Source organism: Mycetocola sp. 2940 (assembly GCF_040548835.1).
In the GTDB taxonomy this organism is placed as follows: domain Bacteria; phylum Actinomycetota; class Actinomycetes; order Actinomycetales; family Microbacteriaceae; genus Mycetocola_A.
The window spans coordinates 163,070-181,119 of sequence record NZ_JBEPSK010000007.1 but is presented as its reverse complement, the minus strand read 5'-3'; the positions used below and the strand labels follow the sequence as shown (position 1 = coordinate 181,119).

Genomic DNA, 18,050 nt, shown 5'->3' with positions numbered 1-18,050 from the left:
CCCCGGACGTGTCCGCCGGGCCGCTACGCCGAGACAGCGACGGCGTGCTCATAGATCTCCCGCTGGTACGGTGCAACGACGCTCGTCGAAATCCGGCAGTCGAGCAGGTACACGCCGTTACTGTCCGACGCCAGCCAGGCTTCGACGGCCGAGAGATCGTCGAGCGAACGGATGACGTCGCCGCGCCCGCCGAGGGAACGCGCGATCCCCGCGAAGTCGACCTCGTCGATGAGCATCGGGGCGGTGCCGAGTCCCATCCGGCCGTACATGTGGATCTCTGCGCCATACGCCGCATCGTTCCAGACCACGATGATCCCCCGCTTCGCCGTACGGATGACCGAATCGAGGTCGGCGAGGGCCATCAGCGCTCCGCCGTCGCCGGTCGTGACGACGAGTGTCGCATCGGGCAGGGCGGATGCCGCGCCGACGGCGCTCGGGAACCCGAGACCGATCGACTGGAACGCGGTGCCGACCATCATCGTCCGGTTCGGCGCGGCCACCTTCCAGTGCATGTTCGACCAGCCGAGGAAGTGGCCGCCGTCCGAGACGGTCACCCGGTCCGCCGGGAGGATCTGCTGGAGCCGGACCGCAAGGCTGCGCGGGTCGAGCCGGCCGTCCTCGCACCGTTCGGTCCCGGCATCCCGGACCCGGAACGGCGCCGGGTCAGCCACCGCCTCGCGCCAGCGGGCCGTTCGGCCCGGCACCGGCCTGACCCGCGCGAGGAGTGCCTCGGCGGTGAGGCGTGCGTCGCCGCGGAGGCTCATCGTGACGGCGGGGTGCTCCCCGTGCGGCCGGTCGTCGATGCGGATCACCGTCGTTTCCGGTGAGAAGAGCGTGCCGAACCGGGTGGTGAACTGGTTGAGCCCGGCACCGATGACGAGCACGACATCGGCCCGGCCGACGAGGTCCATGGCGTCGTCCTGCCCGAAACCGCCGACGACGCCGAGGTCGAACTCCGCGCGCCGGAACAGGTTGCGCCCGAGCGCCGTCGTGGCGGTGAGCGCCCCGAGCCGGTCAGCGAGAACGCTGAGCGGCTCGCCGGCATCCGCCAGCCACGCCCCCCGGCCGGCGAGCAGCAGCGGTCGCTCGGCGCGGGCAAGCAGCTGCGCCGCCGCCTCGATGGCGGCGGGCTCCGGCGTCACCGGAGTGGGGACGACGACGGAGGGCAGCACGCCTTCCTCCTCGGCCGGCGCGATGGCCAGCCCGTAGGGGACGGCGAGGACGACCGCGGTGCGGTGGGTGAGGGCGTGGCTGATCGCCGCGATCGTCACCCGACCGGCATCCGCCTGTGACACGGTGAACGTCTCTGCGCCGACGGCGGCGGCGATGCTGCGCTGGTCGATGTCCCAGGGCCGGGCGCCCGTGGGAGGGGCATCGCCGACCAGAAGAACCAGTGGCGTGTGCGCCTGCACCGCTTCGGCGAGGGCGGTGACGGTGTTCGTGAAGCCGGCTCCATAGGTCGCCGTGGCGAGCGCCAGGCGGCCGCAGGCCCGGTAGTAGCCGTCGGCCGCGGCGACCGCTGCCGCCTCGTGCCGAACGGCGACGTAGGCCACGGTGGTGTCGCGGAGTGCGTCGATGAGGTGCGCGTTCCCGTTGCCCATCACCCCGAACGCTGAGGAGATGGAGGGCGCGAGTGCGTCGGCGATGCGGGTGGCCACGGATGTCATGGTGTCCTTCGAGTCATATAGCGGGATGGGATGTCCGATATATGTCTCGCGACCCGAGTGGGTCGTTCAACGCCCCTTTTCCGAGCGCACCGGCGACAGTGCCGTTGACGAGGGCAGTCTAGCCGGGATGCCCCGGGTCGCGCGAGCGATTGGGTCGCCACGAACAGTCGGTCGCGTCTTGAGTGGCCACACGGTGCTTTTCGCCCTCTCGAGTTGCCGCGAAGTGCTGTTCGCGCTCTCGAGTTGCCGCACACTGCTGTTCCGGAGCCGGTCGGGCAGCAGAGTGCGGTGAATCGATTGCTGAGGGCCGGGTCGACGCTGATCGATTGGTCCCGAAGGGTCGTTCGCACGATCGGTCGGTACCACAGGGTCGTGCCTGGTGTTGCGGACCACCTTTTCGGCCCGATCGAGAATCGTGGTGCCCGTGGGAGGCATCGAGTTGCCGCGAAGTGCAGTTCGCGCTCTCGAGTTGCCGCGAACTGCTGTTCGGGAGCCGGTCGGGCAGCAGAGTGCGGTGAATCGATTGCTGAGGGCCGGGTCGACGCTGATCGATTGGTCCCGAAGGGTCGTCGCACGATCGGTCGGTCCCAACACGATCGGTCGGTCCCAGAGGGTCGCTCCCGGATCGGCGAAAGGCACTCTCGGCCCGATCGCCGACGCAGGCGCTCGCTAAACTCGCCGAGTGCCCGTACTCGAGATTTCCGACCTCGCCGATCCTCGACTCGTGGACTTCGCCCACGCCACCGATGTCGCCCTGAAGAAGGCCCGGGGCACCGAACACGGGCTGTACCTGGCCGAGTCGCTCCTCGTCTTCGAACGTGCCCTGCGGGCGGGCCACCGGCCGCGGTCGGTGCTGGCGCTCGGCAGCACCCTCGATGCCGCCCTCGACCTGTTGGGAGACGCCGATGTTCCGGTCTTCGTCGGCCCGGGGGAGTTGCTCGCCGAACTCACCGGGTACGTCCTGCACCGCGGGCTGATCGCATCGATGCACCGGCCCGCCCTGCCCGACCCGGACGAACTGCTCGCCGGCGCTCGCCGCATTGTGGTCCTCGAAGATGTCGCCGACCCGACGAACGTGGGTGCGATCTTCCGCTCCGCTGGTGCCATCGGTGCGGATGCCATCCTGGTCACGCCGCGCTGCTCCGACCCGTTCTACCGGCGGTCGATCCGCGTATCGATGGGCACGGTGCTGCAGGTCCCGTGGACGCGGGTCGGCGACTGGGACGACACCCGCGCGTTGCTCACCCGCCACGGCTTCCACGTGGCGGCGCTCGCCCTGACCCCGGATGCCGTCAGCCTCCGCGACGTGCACGGCGCCGACCACGATCGGCTGGCCCTCGTGCTCGGCGCAGAAGGGACCGGGCTCACGGATGCCGCCATCGCGGCATCCGACACCGTCGTGAAGATCCCGATGAAGCACGGCATCGACTCACTCAACGTGGCCGCCGCCAGTGCCGTCGCGATGTGGGCGCTCGGGTAAGACCGAGGTCAGTCGGTCGTCGGGTCGCTCGGGCGCACCTCGGCGTCGTCGCGGATGTCGATGCGGGTGGCGCCGTTCTCGCCCTCACTGACGTCGATCCGCGGGGCGGCGTCGGCCTCTGTCGACTCCGGGGCGCTCGTCAGCTGGTCGTGACGGTTCTCTTCGTGCGATTTCGGCGTGTTCTCAGGCATGACGCGACACTAGCACCGGGCGCCGCGTCGCCGGTGGCCGTTCAGCTGTCGCTGTGGCGTTCGAGGAAGTCGTACACCTCGTTGTCGTCGACGCCGGGGAACGTGCCGCTCGGCAGGGGGGAGAGCACGTGGGCGTGGAGGCGGGCGCTGGGCCAGGCCTTGCCCAGCCACCGGTTTGCGAGCTCGCTCGGCGGGCGACGGCAGCACGACGGATCCGGGCAGGTCGACACCGCCCGCGTCGTCGTCTCACGCCCGCGGAACCACTTCGCCTGGTTGAACGGAACCCCCACCGAGATCGAGAACTCGCCGGCGCTTGTGGTGCCGGTCTGCGTCGCGCACCAGTACGTGCCGACGGGCGTGTCGGTGTACTGGTACAGCTCGGTCGTGCGGTTGGTGCGTTCGAAGGCGCTCCTGGCGCTCCACTTGCGGCAGACGAGCTGCCCCTCGATTCCGCCGGTGACGTCGGCGGGGAGGGGCAGGCCGTCGTTCTCGTACCCCTTCGCCAGTGACCCGTCCTCGGTCACGCGCAGGAAGTGCAGCGGCATGTCGAGGTGGCGGGTGGCGAGGTTGGTGAGGCGCAGCGCGGCCGCTTCATGGGTGACGCCGAAGGCATCCCGGAAGTCCTCGACGGCGAGGTTCCGATCCCGCTTGGCCTGGCTGAGGAAGGTTACCGCTGCCTCCTGGGGCATGAGGCAGCAGGCGGCGAAGTAGTTGATCTCGAGGCGCTGGCGGAGGAACGCCGCATAGCTCGTCGGCTGGGCGTGCTCGAGCAGCCGGTGCGCCATCGCCTGGAACGCCATCGACCGTAGACCGTGGCCGCCGGGGATCGAGGCAGGGGGGAGGTAGATTCGCCCGTTCGCGAGGTCCGTCACGCTGCGCGCCGAGTGGGGCAGGTCGTTGACGTAGATGAGGCTGAAGCCTAGTTGCTCCGCCATGATGCTCACCGTGCGGTGGGTGACGGCGCCGCTGACGTGGCCCGCCGCCTTGATCCGTTCCTCAGCCAGGTCCTCGATCTCGGGCAGGTAGTTGTCGCGCTCGCGCATCCACTCCCGCAACTCGGTGTTCGCGCGGCGTGCCTCCTCGGGGGTGGCGATCGCTTCGGTCGCTTTGCGCTGCAGCTCGCGGTGCAGGCCGACGAGCGCGAGGAGCGCCTCATCGGTCATGCCCTTGTTCGGTTTCACCGCCGGAAGCCCGAGTTCGGTGTAGAGCGGCCGCTGCTGAGCCTGCCGCAACTCGATCTCCAGCGCCGCACGCGGGTTGGGTGGTTCAGCGGACAGGAGGTCGGTCAGCTCGACGTCGAGGGCGGCCGCGATCGACTGCAGCATCGAGAGTTTCGGCTCCCGCTTCCCGTTCTCGATGAGCGACAGCTGACTGCCGGCAACCGAGATCCGCTCGCCGAGATCATCGAGGGTGAGCCCGCGTTCGCTCCGGAAATGACGGATGCGATGGCCGAGCGTCGGGAGATCAGAGCCGCTTCGATTCATTCCTTTACGATATCGCAAGAAACGGGATTCTTAATACAAACATCGGTGATATCTCTGTCGGTTTCTGCCTCATTCTGGATTCACGCCACTGAAACAGACGCCAGGACAGAGGAGCACCGAGGATATGAGCATCGCCGAGATCAGCCGTGACACCGACACGACACCCGACCACGCCGTCCCCATCGCGTCCGCCGACCGTGTGGTGCCTGTCGCAACGCGCAGGAAGCGCGACACGGCATCCGTCTCGTCGTCGGCCGTCGCCGCCTCTCCGCTCGAGGCCCTCCACCACTGGGTCGACTCGATCGCCGCGCTCACCCAGCCCGACGCGGTCGTCTGGTGCAACGGGTCGCAGCGCGAAAGCGACCTGCTGACGAAGCAGATGGTGGCCGAAGGCAAGCTCATCAAGCTCAACCCGGAATGGCGCCCCAACAGCTACCTGGCCCGCAGCGCCCCGAGCGACGTCGCCCGGGTCGAGTCGCGCACCTTCATCTGCTCGGAAAACGAAGAGGATGCCGGCCCCACGAACAACTGGCAGGCGCCGGCGTCGATGCGGGAAGAACTGGATGGCGTCTTCGCCGGCAGCATGCGCGGCCGCACCATGTACGTCGTCCCGTTCTCGATGGGACGCGTCGGCGGCCCCCTCTCACAGCTCGGCGTGCAGATCACCGACTCGGTCTACGCCGTCCTCTCCATGGGCATCATGACCCGTCTGTCAGAGTCCGTTCTCGACCTCATCGCCGACGGCACCCCCTGGGTCAAGGCGGTGCACTCGGTCGGTGCACCTCTCGCTGAGGGTGACACCGACGTCGCGTGGCCCTGCAACGACACCAAGTACATCGTCCAGTTCCCCGAGCCGCGCGAAGTCTGGTCCTACGGCTCCGGCTACGGCGGGAACGCCCTCCTGGCCAAGAAGTGCTTCGCGCTCCGGATCGCCAGCGTGATCGGTCGCGACGAAGGCTGGCTGGCCGAGCACATGCTGCTCGTGCGCATCATTTCTCCCGAGGGCAAGCAGTACCACGTCGCCGCGGCCTTCCCCTCGGCGTGTGGCAAGACCAACCTCGCCATGCTCCGGCCCACCATCCCCGGCTGGCGCGTCGAAACCCTCGGCGACGACATCGTCTGGCTCCGCCCGGGCGAGGACGGCCGGATGTGGGCGATCAACCCGGAGGCGGGCTTCTTCGGCGTCGCTCCTGGCACCGGACAGGCGACCAACGTCACCGCTGTCGAAACCCTGTGGGGCAACACCATCTTCACCAACGTCGCCCTGCGCGACGACGGCGACGTGTGGTGGGAAGGCCTCACCGAGAACCCGCCGGCGCACCTGACCGACTGGGAAGGCAACGACTGGACACCGGATTCCGGCCGCCCGGCCGCACACCCCAACTCGCGCTTCACCGTGGCCGCAGCCCAGTGCCCGCAGATCGCCGACGACTGGGAGGACGCCGTTCCCCTGGACGCCATCCTCTTCGGCGGCCGCCGCGCGACCAACGTGCCGCTGGTCGTCGAGGCGACCGACTGGACCCACGGCGTGTTCATGGGCGCCACCATCTCGAGCGAGAAGACGGCCGCTGCAGAAGGGACGGTCGGCGAGCTCCGCCGCGACCCGTTCGCGATGCTGCCGTTCTGCGGCTACAACATGGCCGACTACTGGGGCCACTGGCTCAAGGTCGGCCAGCAGCTGCGCTTCGATCGCGCCCCGCGGATCTTCCAGGTCAACTGGTTCCGCAAGGACGACGACGGCAGCTTCCTCTGGCCAGGCTTCGGCGACAACTCCCGCGTTCTCGAGTGGATCGTGCGGCGCATCGAGGGCCAGGTCCGTGCGACGGACACCCCTGTCGGCCGCATCCCGGTTTCCGGCGACCTCAACATCGACGGCACGGATGTCACCGAAGACGCCCTCGCGAAGCTATTCTCCGTCGACTCGGAGTCGTGGCTGGTCGAGGCCGACCTGACCGAGGAATTCTTCGGTCAGTTCGGCAAGAAGGTTCCGCCGGCGTTGAACGCCGAACTTGCATCGCTGCGGTACCGGCTCCGCACCCTGGAGAAGTAAGCCCGACGCACCGCGAGGTGCCTGAAAGTGGTTCGAGATACCTTGGCGGGATGTCTCGAAACACTTCCTGGCACCTCGCGGTGTTTCGTTAACTCATGGCGGCGAGCTGGCACCGCCCAACAGGAGTGCCCGGTCAGAACCGGCTGATTCTTCCTGTTGAACGTCCGCCGCAGGCAGTCCTTCCTGTTGAAAGTCCGCCGCTCGCGCGTCAGACGAGCAGCTGGTGCTTGGCGAGGTCGCGGTACAGCGGTACGGATGCCACCAGCTCAGAGTGCGTCCCGGTTCCGACCACGCGGCCGTGGTCGAGCACCACGATGGAATCACTGTCGACGACCGTCGACAGCCGGTGCGCGATCACGATGAGGGTGCGGTCTTCGGCGACGGCGTCGATGGCGAGCCGCATCTTCTGCTCGTTCACGCCGTCCAGTGACGACGTCGACTCGTCGAGCAGCAGGATCGGCGGAGCGGAGAGCAGCGCGCGGGCGATGGCGAGGCGCTGGCGTTCGCCGCCGGAGAGCATGATCCCGTCCTCGCCGACCGGAGCGTCCAGGCCCTGCGGGTTGCGGTCGAGCACTTCGGTGAGGTTGACCGCGTGCAGGACGCGGATGCATTCCTCGTCGGTCGCATCCGGCGTCGGCAGCAGCAGGTTGTCGCGGAGCGACCCGGCGAGGACCGGGGCATCCTGTTCGACGTAGCCGATCTGGGAGCGCAGCGCCGTGCGCGGCATGGTGCGGATGTCGACGCCCCCGAACCGGATCGCGCCCGCCTCGGGGTCGTAGAAGCGCTCGATCAGGCCGAGGATGGTGGACTTGCCGGCGCCGGACGGGCCGACCAGTGCCGTGCGCTTGCCGCGTTCGGCGGTGAAGCTGACGCCGCGGAGGACGGGGGAGCCGGGGCTTGCGGTGGTCTCGACAAGCTCGACCAGCGGGTTTGGTTCGACCAGCGCATCAGCTTCGACCAGCGGGTTGGGTTCGACCAGCGGGTTCGGTTCGACCCGCGGGTTGGGTTCGACCAGCGCATCAGCTTCGACTGGGCTGTCGGCGGCCGCCGCAGGCGGCACCGCTCCGGACGGATAGGCGAACACGACGTCGTCGAATTCGATCGCCGGCGCGTCGGCCGACGCGATACCCGGGACCTGCACCGACGCGGCGATCTCGGCATCCGCGGAGTCCTCGAGCGGAAGGTCGATGATCTCCTGGATCCGGCCGAGGGCTCCGAGCGCCTGGTTCGTCGCCGAGATGGCACCGAAGGCCTGGCCGAGCGGCATCACCATCATGAACAGGAAGAGAATGAACGCGACGAGGTCGGCCACCGAGATCGCGCCGCTGGCGACGCGGAAGCCGCCGACGCCGAGGACGACGAGGAACGACACCTGCATGGCGATGCCGGCGACCGGGACGACGAGCGCGGAGATCCGCGCGACCTGGATGCCCATGTTCCACGCGCCGGTGGCGTCGTCGTCGATCGCCGCGACCTCCCGGCCGGTGGCGTTCGAGGCACGGATGGTGCGGACCGCGCCGATGGCCCGCTCCACGCTCGCGGCGAGGTCGCCGACCTTCGCCTGGGCGCGCTGGCTCGCGACCCGGATCCGCCCGGAGAGGAGGGTGACGACGACGATCGAGACTGCGATGACGAGGGAGGTCAAGCCGAGCAGGACGGGGTCGATGATCAGCATGGCGATGATCGCGCCGAAGAAGGTGATCGTGCCACCGACGGCCTCGACCAGACCCTGGGTGAGAACCGCGCGGAGCAGCGTCGTGTCACTGCCGACGCGCGAGACGAGGTCGCCGGTCCTGCGGGTGTCGAATTCGGAGATCGGGAGATTGAGCATCCGCCCCACCAGGCGACGCCTGCTCGAAAGCACGACGCCCTCGCCGGTGCGCTGCAGCAGGTAGTGCTGGTAGCCGGCGATGATCCCGGAGAGCACGACGAGTGCGACGAGGGCCCAGACGAGGCCGTCGAGCGATCCGCCCTTCTCGACGACGCCGATGACCTGGCTGACGATGAGCGGCTGGGCGAGCGAGGCGGCCGAGCCGAGAATGCTGAGCCCGATGACGAACCAGAGGACGCGCTTGTGCTCGAACAGGTAGGGGACGAGCTGGCTGAACCTCGCTCGCGGGCCGTCTTCCGGCCGGGCCTTCGCGAAGGGCGATCGGCGCGGGCGGGTGGGGGTGGAGGAAGACATCCGGGTCCTAGCGGTGGGTGGGGTTACTTTCGGCCGTACTTCTTGTGCACGGCCTGGCGGCTGACACCGAGGGCGAGGGCGATCAGCTGCCACGACGCGTTCTGATTGCGCGCCCGGCGCACGGCGACCGCTTCGATGCGATCGAGCTCTGAGTGAAGTTTAGCGATCGCCCGCAACGCCGTGTACGGATCGTCGGATCCGGCCTCCGCGGCGAGGGTTCCGAGAGTTCCGGTGCTCATGCCGTCAACCTTAGTTGACGGCGCGAAGTGCGTCAACCTGTGTTGACACCGGCGCGCGCGTGCCGCCCCGGTCGGGCCCGCACGATTAGGCTGGGTGTCTGACCGTCTCGAAGGAGCGCAAGTATGGGTTCGATCATCGGCGACATCCTCACCAGTGCCCTCGGTATCGCCCTCAGCCCGATTGCGCTCTTCGCGGCCATCACCCTGGTGGTTTCACCCCGCGGGAACGCCGCCAGCCTGGGCTTCCTCGGCGGCTGGCTGCTCGGTGTCATCGTCCCGGTTGTCGTGATCAGCACACTGACGGGTCTCCTGCCCGAAAGCAGTCCGGATTCCTCCCGCCCCGTCGCCGGCACGATCCTCCTCCTGCTCGGCGTGTTGTTCCTCTACCTCGCGGTGGGTGAGTGGCGCATCCGCCCGCTCCCGGGCAGGGCGCCGGTGCTGCCGAGATGGGTCGCCGCCCTCGACTCCATGACCGTGACGCACGGCCTCGCGCTCGGCTTCGGCCTCGGTGCCGCCTCACCCAAGAACCTCACCCTCGGCGTCGCGGCCGGGCTGACGATCGGGGGAGCGAACTTTCTGCTGCGGGAGGTCATTGTCGTGATCCTCGTCTTCGTGGTCATCGCCGTCTCGAGCATGCTCGTCGTCGTGGTGGGCGGGATGCTCGGGGTCGACGTGTGGCGACGGCCGCTGGTCGAACTCCGCGACTGGCTCGGCAGGAACAGCGCCACCATCCAGGTCGTGCTCTTCCTCGTCCTCGGCACGGCGCTCATCGGCGCGGGTATCAGCGCGTATTAGCCCAGGGGCAAGACTCTGTCGGAGGCCTGGTCTAGGGTGAGAAACTGTGTCGGCACCCGTGATCATCGCAGAGAACCTGGTCAAGAAGTACCAGGACTTTTCTGCGGTCGACGACATCTCCTTCGAAGTGGAACCGGGGGAGGCGTTCGGGCTGCTCGGGCCCAATGGGGCAGGCAAGTCCACGACGATGCGGATGGTCGGCGCCGTGTCGACGCGCACGAGCGGCAACCTCAGCGTGCTCGGCCTCGACCCGGACCGCTACGGCCCGGAGGTTCGGGCGCAACTCGGCGTCGTTCCGCAGTCGGACAACCTCGACATGGAACTGCGTGCCCGCGAGAACCTCATCGTCTATGGCCGGTACTTCGGCCTGCCTGCCCGGCAGGTGGCCGCCCGCGCCGACGAGCTGATGGCGTTCGCGCAACTCGAGGACAAAGCGAAAGCCAAGGTCGACGACCTGTCCGGCGGCATGAAACGCCGGTTGACGATCGCCCGCGCGCTGATCAACGACCCGCGGCTGCTGCTCCTCGACGAGCCGACCACCGGCCTCGACCCGCAGGCGCGTCACATCCTTTGGGACCGGCTGTTCCGGCTCAAGGAGCAGGGCACGACGCTGCTCCTCACGACCCACTACATGGACGAGGCCGAACAGCTCTGTGACCGGCTCGTCGTCGTCGACAAGGGCGCGATCATGGCCGAAGGCTCCCCGGCGTCGCTGATCCGGCAGTACTCGTCGCGGGAGGTGCTCGAGGTGCGGTTCGGATCGGAACGCAACGCGGAAGCATCCGCCCGCCTCTCCGGGATCGGCGACCGCGTGGAGGTGCTGCCCGACCGCATCCTGCTCTACACCGACAACGGTGAAGCGGCGCTTGTGCGGATCACCGAGCTTGGCCTGCACCCGCTCACCAGCCTCGTGCGCCGGTCGAGCCTCGAAGACGTCTTTCTGCGGCTGACGGGACGGAGCCTCATCGAATGAGCGAGGTGACCAGGCAGACCGACCTCGAACGCGGGACGGCACTCGCGGCGAAGGCCCGCCGGTGGGGAGCCTGGTACGTGGCCGAGCACCGGTTCCGGGTGATGCGCTCGTACCTGCAGACCGTGCTGCTCACCGGCATCGGCAACCCCCTCGTCTACCTCTTCGCAATGGGCGTCGGCCTCGCCGGCCTCGTCGACGCGAACCTGGGCCCGGATGCCGTCGGCGGGGTCGGCTACCTCGTCTTCGTCGCCCCCGCGCTGCTGTGCACGGCGGCGGTCACGGTGGCCACCGAGGAGTTCACCTACCCGATCATGCTCGGGTTCAAGTGGAACCCGGTGTTCTTCGGGATGAACGCGAGCCCGCTGCGGCCCGGGCAGATCATCGACGGCGTCGTGATCAGCGTTCTCGCGCGGATGCTCCTCACCTGCGCCCTGTATTACGTCTTCATCGCGCTGTTCGGCGCGGTCCCGGACCCGGCCGGCTGGGTGTCGGTGTTCGTGGCGGTGCTCACCGGGGCGGCGTTCGGGGCGATCGTCATGGGCTACACGTCGACGCTCACCGAGGACACCGGCCAGCTCGCCATGGTCATGCGGTTCGTGGTCCTGCCGATGACGTTGTTCTCCGGCACGTTCTTCCCGCTGTCGCAACTGCCGTTGTATCTGCAGTGGATCGGCTGGCTCTCACCGCTCTGGCATGGCACCGAACTCGCCCGGGTGTTCAGCTACGGCTATGTCGAGCCGATCTGGCTCACCGTCCTCCACGTGATCTACCTCATCGTGCTGTTCGCGGCGGGCTGGACCTGGGCTCGACGGGTCGCTGTGCGGAGGCTGACGAAGTGACCGAGACGCGAGTGACGGCATCCGCCCGCCGGGACCGCCCGCTCGGGGCGCTGTACGCGGGGAACGCGCGCTCCGTGATGCTGCGCGGCTGGCGGGCGACGCGCTCGACGAACTGGCTGGTCGTGGTGTCGGGCCTGTTCGAGCCGGTGTTCTACCTGCTGTCGATGGGGCTCGGGCTCGGCGCGCTGGTCGGAAGCGTCGAGGGGCCGGACGGCACCGAGATCTCGTATGCGGCGTACATCGCCCCGGCGCTGCTGGCGGTCGCCGCCATGAACGGGGCCATCTACGACTCCACCTGGAACGTGTTCTTCAAGATGCGGTTCTCGAAGCTCTACGACGGGATGCTCGCCACCTCGCTCGGCCCGCTCGACGTCGCCCTCGGCGAGATCTCGCTCGCGCTGCTCCGCGGGGCGCTGTACGCGACAGGGTTCATGCTCGTCATGCAGGTGCTCGGCCTCAACCTGTCGTGGTGGGCGTTGCTCGCGTTCCCTGCCGTGGTGCTCATCGCGTTCGGGTTCGCGAGTTTCGGCATGGCCGTGACGAGTTACATGAAGACGTTCCAGCAGATGGACTGGATCAACTTCCTGCTGCTGCCGATGTTCCTGTTCTCGGCGACGTTCTACCCGCTCAGCGTCTACCCTCCCGCGATCCAGACGGTGATCCAGTGCCTGCCGCTCTGGCACGGGGTCGAACTCGTCCGCTCGCTCACGACCGGCACCGTCGACGTGGGGCTGCTCTGGCACGTGCTCTACTACCTGGTCATGATCGCCGTCGGGCTCGTGTTCACGACGAGGCGGCTCCGGGCGCTGTTCCTCGACTGAGCGCGGTCGTGTGGCTCGCTTCGATCGCCGCGCGGGTGGGTTCGCTCCGCGCGGGTGACGTTCCAGCCGCGAGCGTCCGAAACGCCCGCGTGCGAAGCCGGATGAGTGCAAAACACCGGATGCCGTCGCTCCCGGCGGCATACTGGTCACCTGACGGTCGCAGCGCGATCGGCGTCGATGAGGAGGCCGCTCCATGCACAGGAAAGACACCCTGGTCCGAGCCCGCATCGAACGGTTCGTCGTCGAACGACTGCGGCCGGCGATCTACCGCGGGTCGGCGCCACTCGAGGTGAGTGCGTGGGAGCTCCCCGACGAGCCGGTTCCGTTCGCGGATGCCGTCACGCAGGCGTTCGAACCGTTCGAGGTCGGCCGTGCGTGGGGCAAGCCGTGGGGAACGACGTGGTTCCACCTCACCGGGGTGGTTCCTGCCGAGTGGGCGGAACTTCTCGACGGCTTCGACGGCCGGGTGGAACTCATCGTCGACCTCGGCTTCCTCTCGGGCCAGACCGGGTTCCAGGCCGAGGGCCTGGTCTTCGCTCCCGACGGCAGCATCCTCAAAGCACTGGAGCCGCTCAACACGTCCGTCCCGCTCGACGTGGGGCCGGGCGGGACCATCGACGTCTACGTCGAGGCGGCATCCAACCCCGACGTCGGGAGCGACTGGGCGTTCCGGCCGACGGTGGTCGGCGACAAGGCGACGGCTGGTGCCGATCCGATCTACCACCTCCGGCAGGCCGACGTCGCCCTGCTCGACTCCGCGGTCTGGGAACTCGACCGCGACCTGTGGACGCTGACCGGCCTCGCCGACGAGCTGAGCACGGACCTGCCGCGCCAGGCCGAGATCCTCCGCGCGCTGGAAACCGTCGTCGATCGCATGGACCCCGACGACATCAGTGGGACGGCGGTCCACGGTCGCGCGCTTCTTGCGCCGGTGCTCGCGTCACCGGCCTACGCCAGCGCACACCGGATCCTCGCCGTCGGCCACGCACACATCGACTCGGCGTGGCTGTGGCCCGTGCGCGAGACGATCCGCAAGTGCGCCCGCACCTTCTCCAATGCGCTGGACCTGATGGATCGGAACCCGGACTTCGTCTTCGCCTGCTCGTCGGCGCAGCAGTACTCCTGGATGAAGACGCATTACCCCGACCTGTTCGAGCGGATCCGGGTGCGGGTCTCCGAAGGACGATTCGTTCCAGTCGGCGGCATGTGGGTCGAGTCCGACACGAACATGCCTAGCGGCGAAGCGCTGGTCCGACAGCTTCTGGCGGGCAAGGCGTTCTTTCTGGCCGAGTTCGGCGTCGAACCGCTCGAGGTGTGGCTGCCGGACTCGTTCGGGTACTCCGGTGCGCTCCCGCAGATCGTGGCGGCATCCGGGTCCCGTTACTTTCTCACCCAGAAGACCAGCTGGAACGAGACCAACGTCATGCCGCACCACACCTTCTCGTGGGAGGGCATCGACGGCACGCGGGTGTTCACGCACTTTCCGCCGGTGGACACCTACAGTTCCAGTCTCTCCGGCGAAGAACTCGCCAAAGCTCAGCGACAGTACTCGGAGAAGGGGGCGTCGAACGTCTCGCTGGTGCCGTTCGGCTACGGCAACGGCGGAGGGGGACCGACCCGCGAGATGCTTGCGGCCGCGAGCCGGCTCAGGTCGCTTGAAGGATCCCCGACGGTGGAACTCGCCACCCCGCGCGCGTTCTTCGAGGAGGCGGAGCGGACCTACCCGAACCCGCCGGTGTGGTCGGGGGAGCTGTACCTCGAGTTCCACCGCGGCACCTACACCTCGCAGGCGAAGACCAAGGCCGGAAACCGGCGGAGCGAGCACCTGCTCCGCGAGGCGGAACTCTGGGCCGCCACCGCAGCCGTCCGGGCTGGAGCGGAGTACCCGTACGAGCGACTCACCGACCTCTGGCACACCGTGCTCCTGCTGCAGTTCCACGACATCCTGCCGGGAAGTTCGATCGCCTGGGTGCACCAGCAGGCCGAAGCCGATTACGCGGCGGTGGCTGAGCAGCTCGAGGACATCATCGCCCGGGCGATCACCGCTCTCGCCGCCGGCGACGCCGCGTCTGTGGCCTTCAACGCGTCACCCTTTCCGGTTTCCGGGGTGCCTGCCCTCTCAGCCGGAGTCCCGGAGCACCCGGGGGTCGCGACCGCGGAACGGTCTGACGGGGCATTCGTCCTCAGCAACGAGAAGCTCCGCGTCACCATCGATTCTCGCGGGCTCATCGCGTCGATCATCGAGGTGTCGACAGGCCGTGAGGCGGTGCCCGCCGGGCAGCCGGGAAACCTGCTCCAGCTGTTCCGGGACACACCGACCCAGTGGGACGCCTGGGACCTCGACGATCACTACCAGCGGTCGGGCACCGACCTCCTGGAGGCCGAATCGGTCGAACTGCTCGACGGCGACGACTCCAGCGCCTCGGTGCGGGTTCTCCGCCGATTCGGGGCGTCGACGGTCGAGCAGGTGCTGTCGGTGACCGGGAACTCTTCCGCGCTCGACATCGTCACGACGGTCGACTGGCACGAACGGCAGAAACTCCTCAAGCTCGCCTTCCCGCTCGACGTCCACGCCGACCGCGCAGCATCCGAGATCCAATTCGGTCACATCTACCGCCCGACCCACGCGAACACGTCGTGGGATGCCGCCCGCTTCGAAACCTGCGCGCACCGCTGGGTTCACGTCGGAGAGCCGGGATTCGGCGTGACCGTCGCCAACGATTCGACCTACGGTCACGACATCACCCGCAAGCCGAACCCGGCCGGCGGAACGTTCACCCTGGTGCGACAGTCCCTGCTGCGGGCGCCCGTCTTCCCTGACCCGACGGCAGACCAGGGCCGGCACGTGCTCCGCACGTCGGTGTCGATCGGCGACGACGTGCTCGACGCGGTGAGGGAGGGCTACCGGCTGAACCTTCCGCTGCGCGTCATCGAGGGCGGGGTCGCGCCGCCGCTGGTGGCCAGCGACTCTCCCGCACTCGTGATCGAGTCGGTGAAACTGGCCGAAGACCGCTCGGGTGATCTCATCATCCGCCTCTATGAAGCCCGCGGGGCGCAGGCCGGCGGCCGGATCACGGTGGACGCCGACGTCGTCTCCCTCACCGAGACGGACCTTCTGGAGCGGGACCTCGCGGACGGGTCAGCGATCCGGCGAGTGGACGGCGGGGCCGCCGACCTGCACCTGCGGCCGTTCCAGATCGTGACGCTCCGGGTGGGGCTGCGGCCGGGCGTCGGCTAGCGCCTCCGCGCGGGTGCGTTTGCGGTGCGCGGGTGCAGTTGCGGCAGCGTGTGGCAAGAACACCCGCGCGGGCTCGGGTGATCGGGCCAGCACAGAGCGGATGCCGTCCCGCGAGCGTGCGCGCGGGCATCCGGTGCCGCCGCGCGGGTGCGTTTGCGGTGCGCGGGTGCAGTTGCGGCAGCGTGGGGCAAACACACCCGCGCGGGCGCGAGGCCGGACAGGCGCATGGCAAGAACACCCGCGCGCGTGGCCGGCACAGAAAAGTGGATGCCGTCCCGCGAGGGTGCGCGCGGGCATCCGGGGCCGCCGCGCGGGTGCGTTTGCGGTGGGCGGGTGCAGTTGCGGCAGCGTGGGGCAAACACACCCGCGCGGGCGCGAGGCCGGACAGGCGCACGGCAAGAACACCCGCGCGCGTGGCCGGCACAGAAAAGTGGATGCCGTCCCGCGAGGGTGCGCGCGGGCATCCGGGGCCGCCGCGCGGGCGCGAGGCCGGACAGGCGCACCGCAAGAACACCCGCGCGGGCGCGAGGCCGGACAGGCGCACCGGAAGAACACCCGCGCAGGCGCGAGGCCGGACAGGCGCACGGCAAGAACACCCGCGCGCGTGGCCGACACAGAAAAACGGATGCCGTCCCGCGAGCGTGCGGGACGGCATCCGTTGGAGAACGAAACGACTAGCGGTCGATATCGATGTCCTTCGTTTCCTTGCTGATGATCAGCGCGGTCAGCGTGATGAGACCCATGACGGCGAGGTACACGCCGACGAGGACCGGGCTGCCGTCAGCCATCGCCCACAGCCAGACGGCGATGAACGGGGCAACCGCTGCGCCGAGGATGCTCGACACGTTGTAGGAGATTCCCGAGCCGGTGTACCGCACGTTCGTCGGAAACAGTTCCGGCAGGAGGGCGCCCATCGGGCCGAATGTCATGCCCATGAGGCTGAAGCCGATGATGAGCCACAGCATGACGCCGACGGTGCCGGCGCCGAGCAGCGGCACCCAGAGCAGGCCGAAGGCGATGATGCCGAGCGTGACGAAGATGAGCGTCTTGCGACGGCCGTACTTGTCAGCCAGCGGGCCGGAGACGAGGGTGAAGATACCGAAGAACACCACGCCGGCGATGAGCATCAGCACGAAGGTGTTGTAGCTGAAGCCGAGGCCGGGCTGCTGGCCTTCCGCCGGGTCGACCGGCGCGCGGCCGTAGCTGAGCGAGAACGTCGTCATCAGGTAGAACAGCACGTAGGTGGCGAGCATGAAGAAGGTGCCGAGGATGAGCTCGCGCCAGTTGCTCTTGAAGACGAGCTTGAGCGGGAGCTTGACGACCTTGCCGGCCTTGACCGTGTTGGTGAAGGCGTCGCTCTCGACGAGCTTCAGGCGAACCCAGAGGCCGACGATGACCATGACGGCCGAGAACAGGAACGGGATGCGCCAGCCCCAGTCGAGGAACGCGTCAGACGGACGCGACGGGTCGTCGGACGGGAGCAGGAACGCGATGACGAGGAACAGGCCGTTCGCGATGATGAAGCCGATCGGCGCACCGAGCTGGGGGAAGGTGCCGTACCAGGCGCGTTTGCCGGCGGGCGCGTTCTCGGTCGCGACGAGCGCAGCTCCACTCCACTCGCCGCCGAGCGCGAAGCCCTGGGCGAGGCGCAGGATCACGAGCAGCAGCGGGGCGAACCACCCGATGACGAGGTACGTCGGCAGCAGTCCGATCAGGAAGGTCGCGATTCCCATCGTGAGCAGCGCGGCGACGAGCGTCGTCTTGCGGCCGACCTTGTCACCGAGGTGCCCGAAGAAGATCGCGCCGAGGGGGCGGGCGACCATGGCCGCGCCGAAGATCGCGAACGACGACAGCAACGCCGTGGTCTCGTTTCCGGCGGGGAAGAAGAGGTGCGGAAAGACGAGCACTGCAGCGGTGGCGTAGACGTAGAAGTCGTAGAACTCGATCGTCGTACCGATGAGCGACGCGAGGATGACCCGGGACTTCGGGTTGGCCGGAGCCTTGGTGGGAGTGAGAACGGGAGCTGACATGAGCTTTCTTTGGTGGCGGGGCATGAAAAAGCTGCCGGAGGCTCGGCCGGTCGCGTCT

General features: G+C 68.5%; 13 protein-coding genes. 7 read left to right on the top strand and 6 right to left on the bottom strand.

The annotated features are described in order from the left end of the window. Positions 1 to 23: 23 nt before the first annotated feature. Positions 24 to 1,667, bottom strand: a complete 1,644-nt coding sequence (locus ABIE24_RS11965) for a thiamine pyrophosphate-binding protein (protein WP_354499931.1) — start codon at positions 1,665 to 1,667, stop codon at positions 24 to 26. Between the two features lie 682 nt (positions 1,668 to 2,349). Here ABIE24_RS11965 and ABIE24_RS11960 point away from each other — a divergent pair. Further along, positions 2,350 to 3,147, top strand: a complete 798-nt coding sequence (locus ABIE24_RS11960) for a TrmH family RNA methyltransferase (RefSeq protein ID WP_354499929.1) — start codon at positions 2,350 to 2,352, stop codon at positions 3,145 to 3,147. A gap of 8 nt (positions 3,148 to 3,155) precedes the next feature. On the opposite strand, the gene ABIE24_RS11955 is transcribed toward ABIE24_RS11960, so the two are convergent. Together ABIE24_RS11955 and ABIE24_RS11950 are read right to left on the bottom strand one after the other, a co-directional pair. After that, a complete protein-coding gene (locus tag ABIE24_RS11955) occupies positions 3,156 to 3,338 on the bottom strand; it encodes a hypothetical protein (RefSeq protein WP_354499927.1) in 183 nt (60 codons plus the stop codon). Between the two features lie 41 nt (positions 3,339 to 3,379). Then, a complete protein-coding gene (locus ABIE24_RS11950; protein ID WP_354499925.1) occupies positions 3,380 to 4,822 on the bottom strand; it encodes a helix-turn-helix domain-containing protein in 1,443 nt (480 codons plus the stop codon). A 124-nt stretch (positions 4,823 to 4,946) separates the two neighbouring features. On the opposite strand from ABIE24_RS11950, the gene ABIE24_RS11945 reads away from it, so the two are divergent. Continuing rightward, positions 4,947 to 6,872 carry a phosphoenolpyruvate carboxykinase (GTP) gene (locus ABIE24_RS11945; protein WP_354499922.1) on the top strand — a complete coding sequence of 642 codons (1,926 nt, stop codon included), beginning with the start codon at positions 4,947 to 4,949 and terminating at the stop codon, positions 6,870 to 6,872. Between the two features lie 208 nt (positions 6,873 to 7,080). On the opposite strand, the gene ABIE24_RS11940 is transcribed toward ABIE24_RS11945, so the two are convergent. After that, the gene (locus ABIE24_RS11940) at positions 7,081 to 9,057 is read right to left on the bottom strand and encodes an ABC transporter ATP-binding protein (RefSeq protein WP_354499919.1); all 1,977 of its coding nucleotides are present in this window, start codon (positions 9,055 to 9,057) and stop codon (positions 7,081 to 7,083) included. Positions 9,058 to 9,080: 23 nt separating this feature from the next. Further along, positions 9,081 to 9,296, bottom strand: a complete 216-nt coding sequence (locus tag ABIE24_RS11935; protein ID WP_354499917.1) for a hypothetical protein — start codon at positions 9,294 to 9,296, stop codon at positions 9,081 to 9,083. A gap of 123 nt (positions 9,297 to 9,419) precedes the next feature. Between ABIE24_RS11935 and ABIE24_RS11930 the strand changes: the two genes are divergently transcribed. The 5 genes from ABIE24_RS11930 to ABIE24_RS11910 all read left to right on the top strand — a co-directional run bounded on the left by ABIE24_RS11930 (position 9,420) and on the right by ABIE24_RS11910 (position 15,962). Then, positions 9,420 to 10,091, top strand: coding sequence for a GAP family protein (locus ABIE24_RS11930; RefSeq protein ID WP_354499915.1), 672 nt, complete (start codon positions 9,420 to 9,422; stop codon positions 10,089 to 10,091). A 46-nt stretch (positions 10,092 to 10,137) separates the two neighbouring features. After that, entirely contained in the window at positions 10,138 to 11,064 is a 927-nt protein-coding gene (locus ABIE24_RS11925) for an ABC transporter ATP-binding protein (RefSeq protein ID WP_354499913.1), read from the top strand. Then, the gene (locus ABIE24_RS11920; protein ID WP_502916276.1) at positions 11,061 to 11,903 is read left to right on the top strand and encodes an ABC transporter permease; all 843 of its coding nucleotides are present in this window, start codon (positions 11,061 to 11,063) and stop codon (positions 11,901 to 11,903) included. Before ABIE24_RS11925 ends, ABIE24_RS11920 begins: the two co-directional genes overlap by 4 nt. After that, complete coding sequence (locus ABIE24_RS11915) at positions 11,900 to 12,724, top strand: ABC transporter permease (RefSeq protein ID WP_354499909.1); 825 nt, start codon at positions 11,900 to 11,902, stop codon at positions 12,722 to 12,724. The genes ABIE24_RS11920 and ABIE24_RS11915 overlap by 4 nt, the downstream gene beginning before the upstream one ends. 193 nt (positions 12,725 to 12,917) lie before the next feature. Further along, the gene (locus tag ABIE24_RS11910; protein ID WP_354499906.1) at positions 12,918 to 15,962 is read left to right on the top strand and encodes an alpha-mannosidase; all 3,045 of its coding nucleotides are present in this window, start codon (positions 12,918 to 12,920) and stop codon (positions 15,960 to 15,962) included. 674 nt (positions 15,963 to 16,636) lie between these two features. Here the strand turns inward: ABIE24_RS11910 and ABIE24_RS11905 are convergent. Further along, positions 16,637 to 17,992 (bottom strand): MFS transporter, encoded by a 1,356-nt coding sequence (locus ABIE24_RS11905; RefSeq protein WP_354499904.1) that lies wholly within the window; start codon positions 17,990 to 17,992, stop codon positions 16,637 to 16,639. Positions 17,993 to 18,050 lie beyond the last annotated feature (58 nt).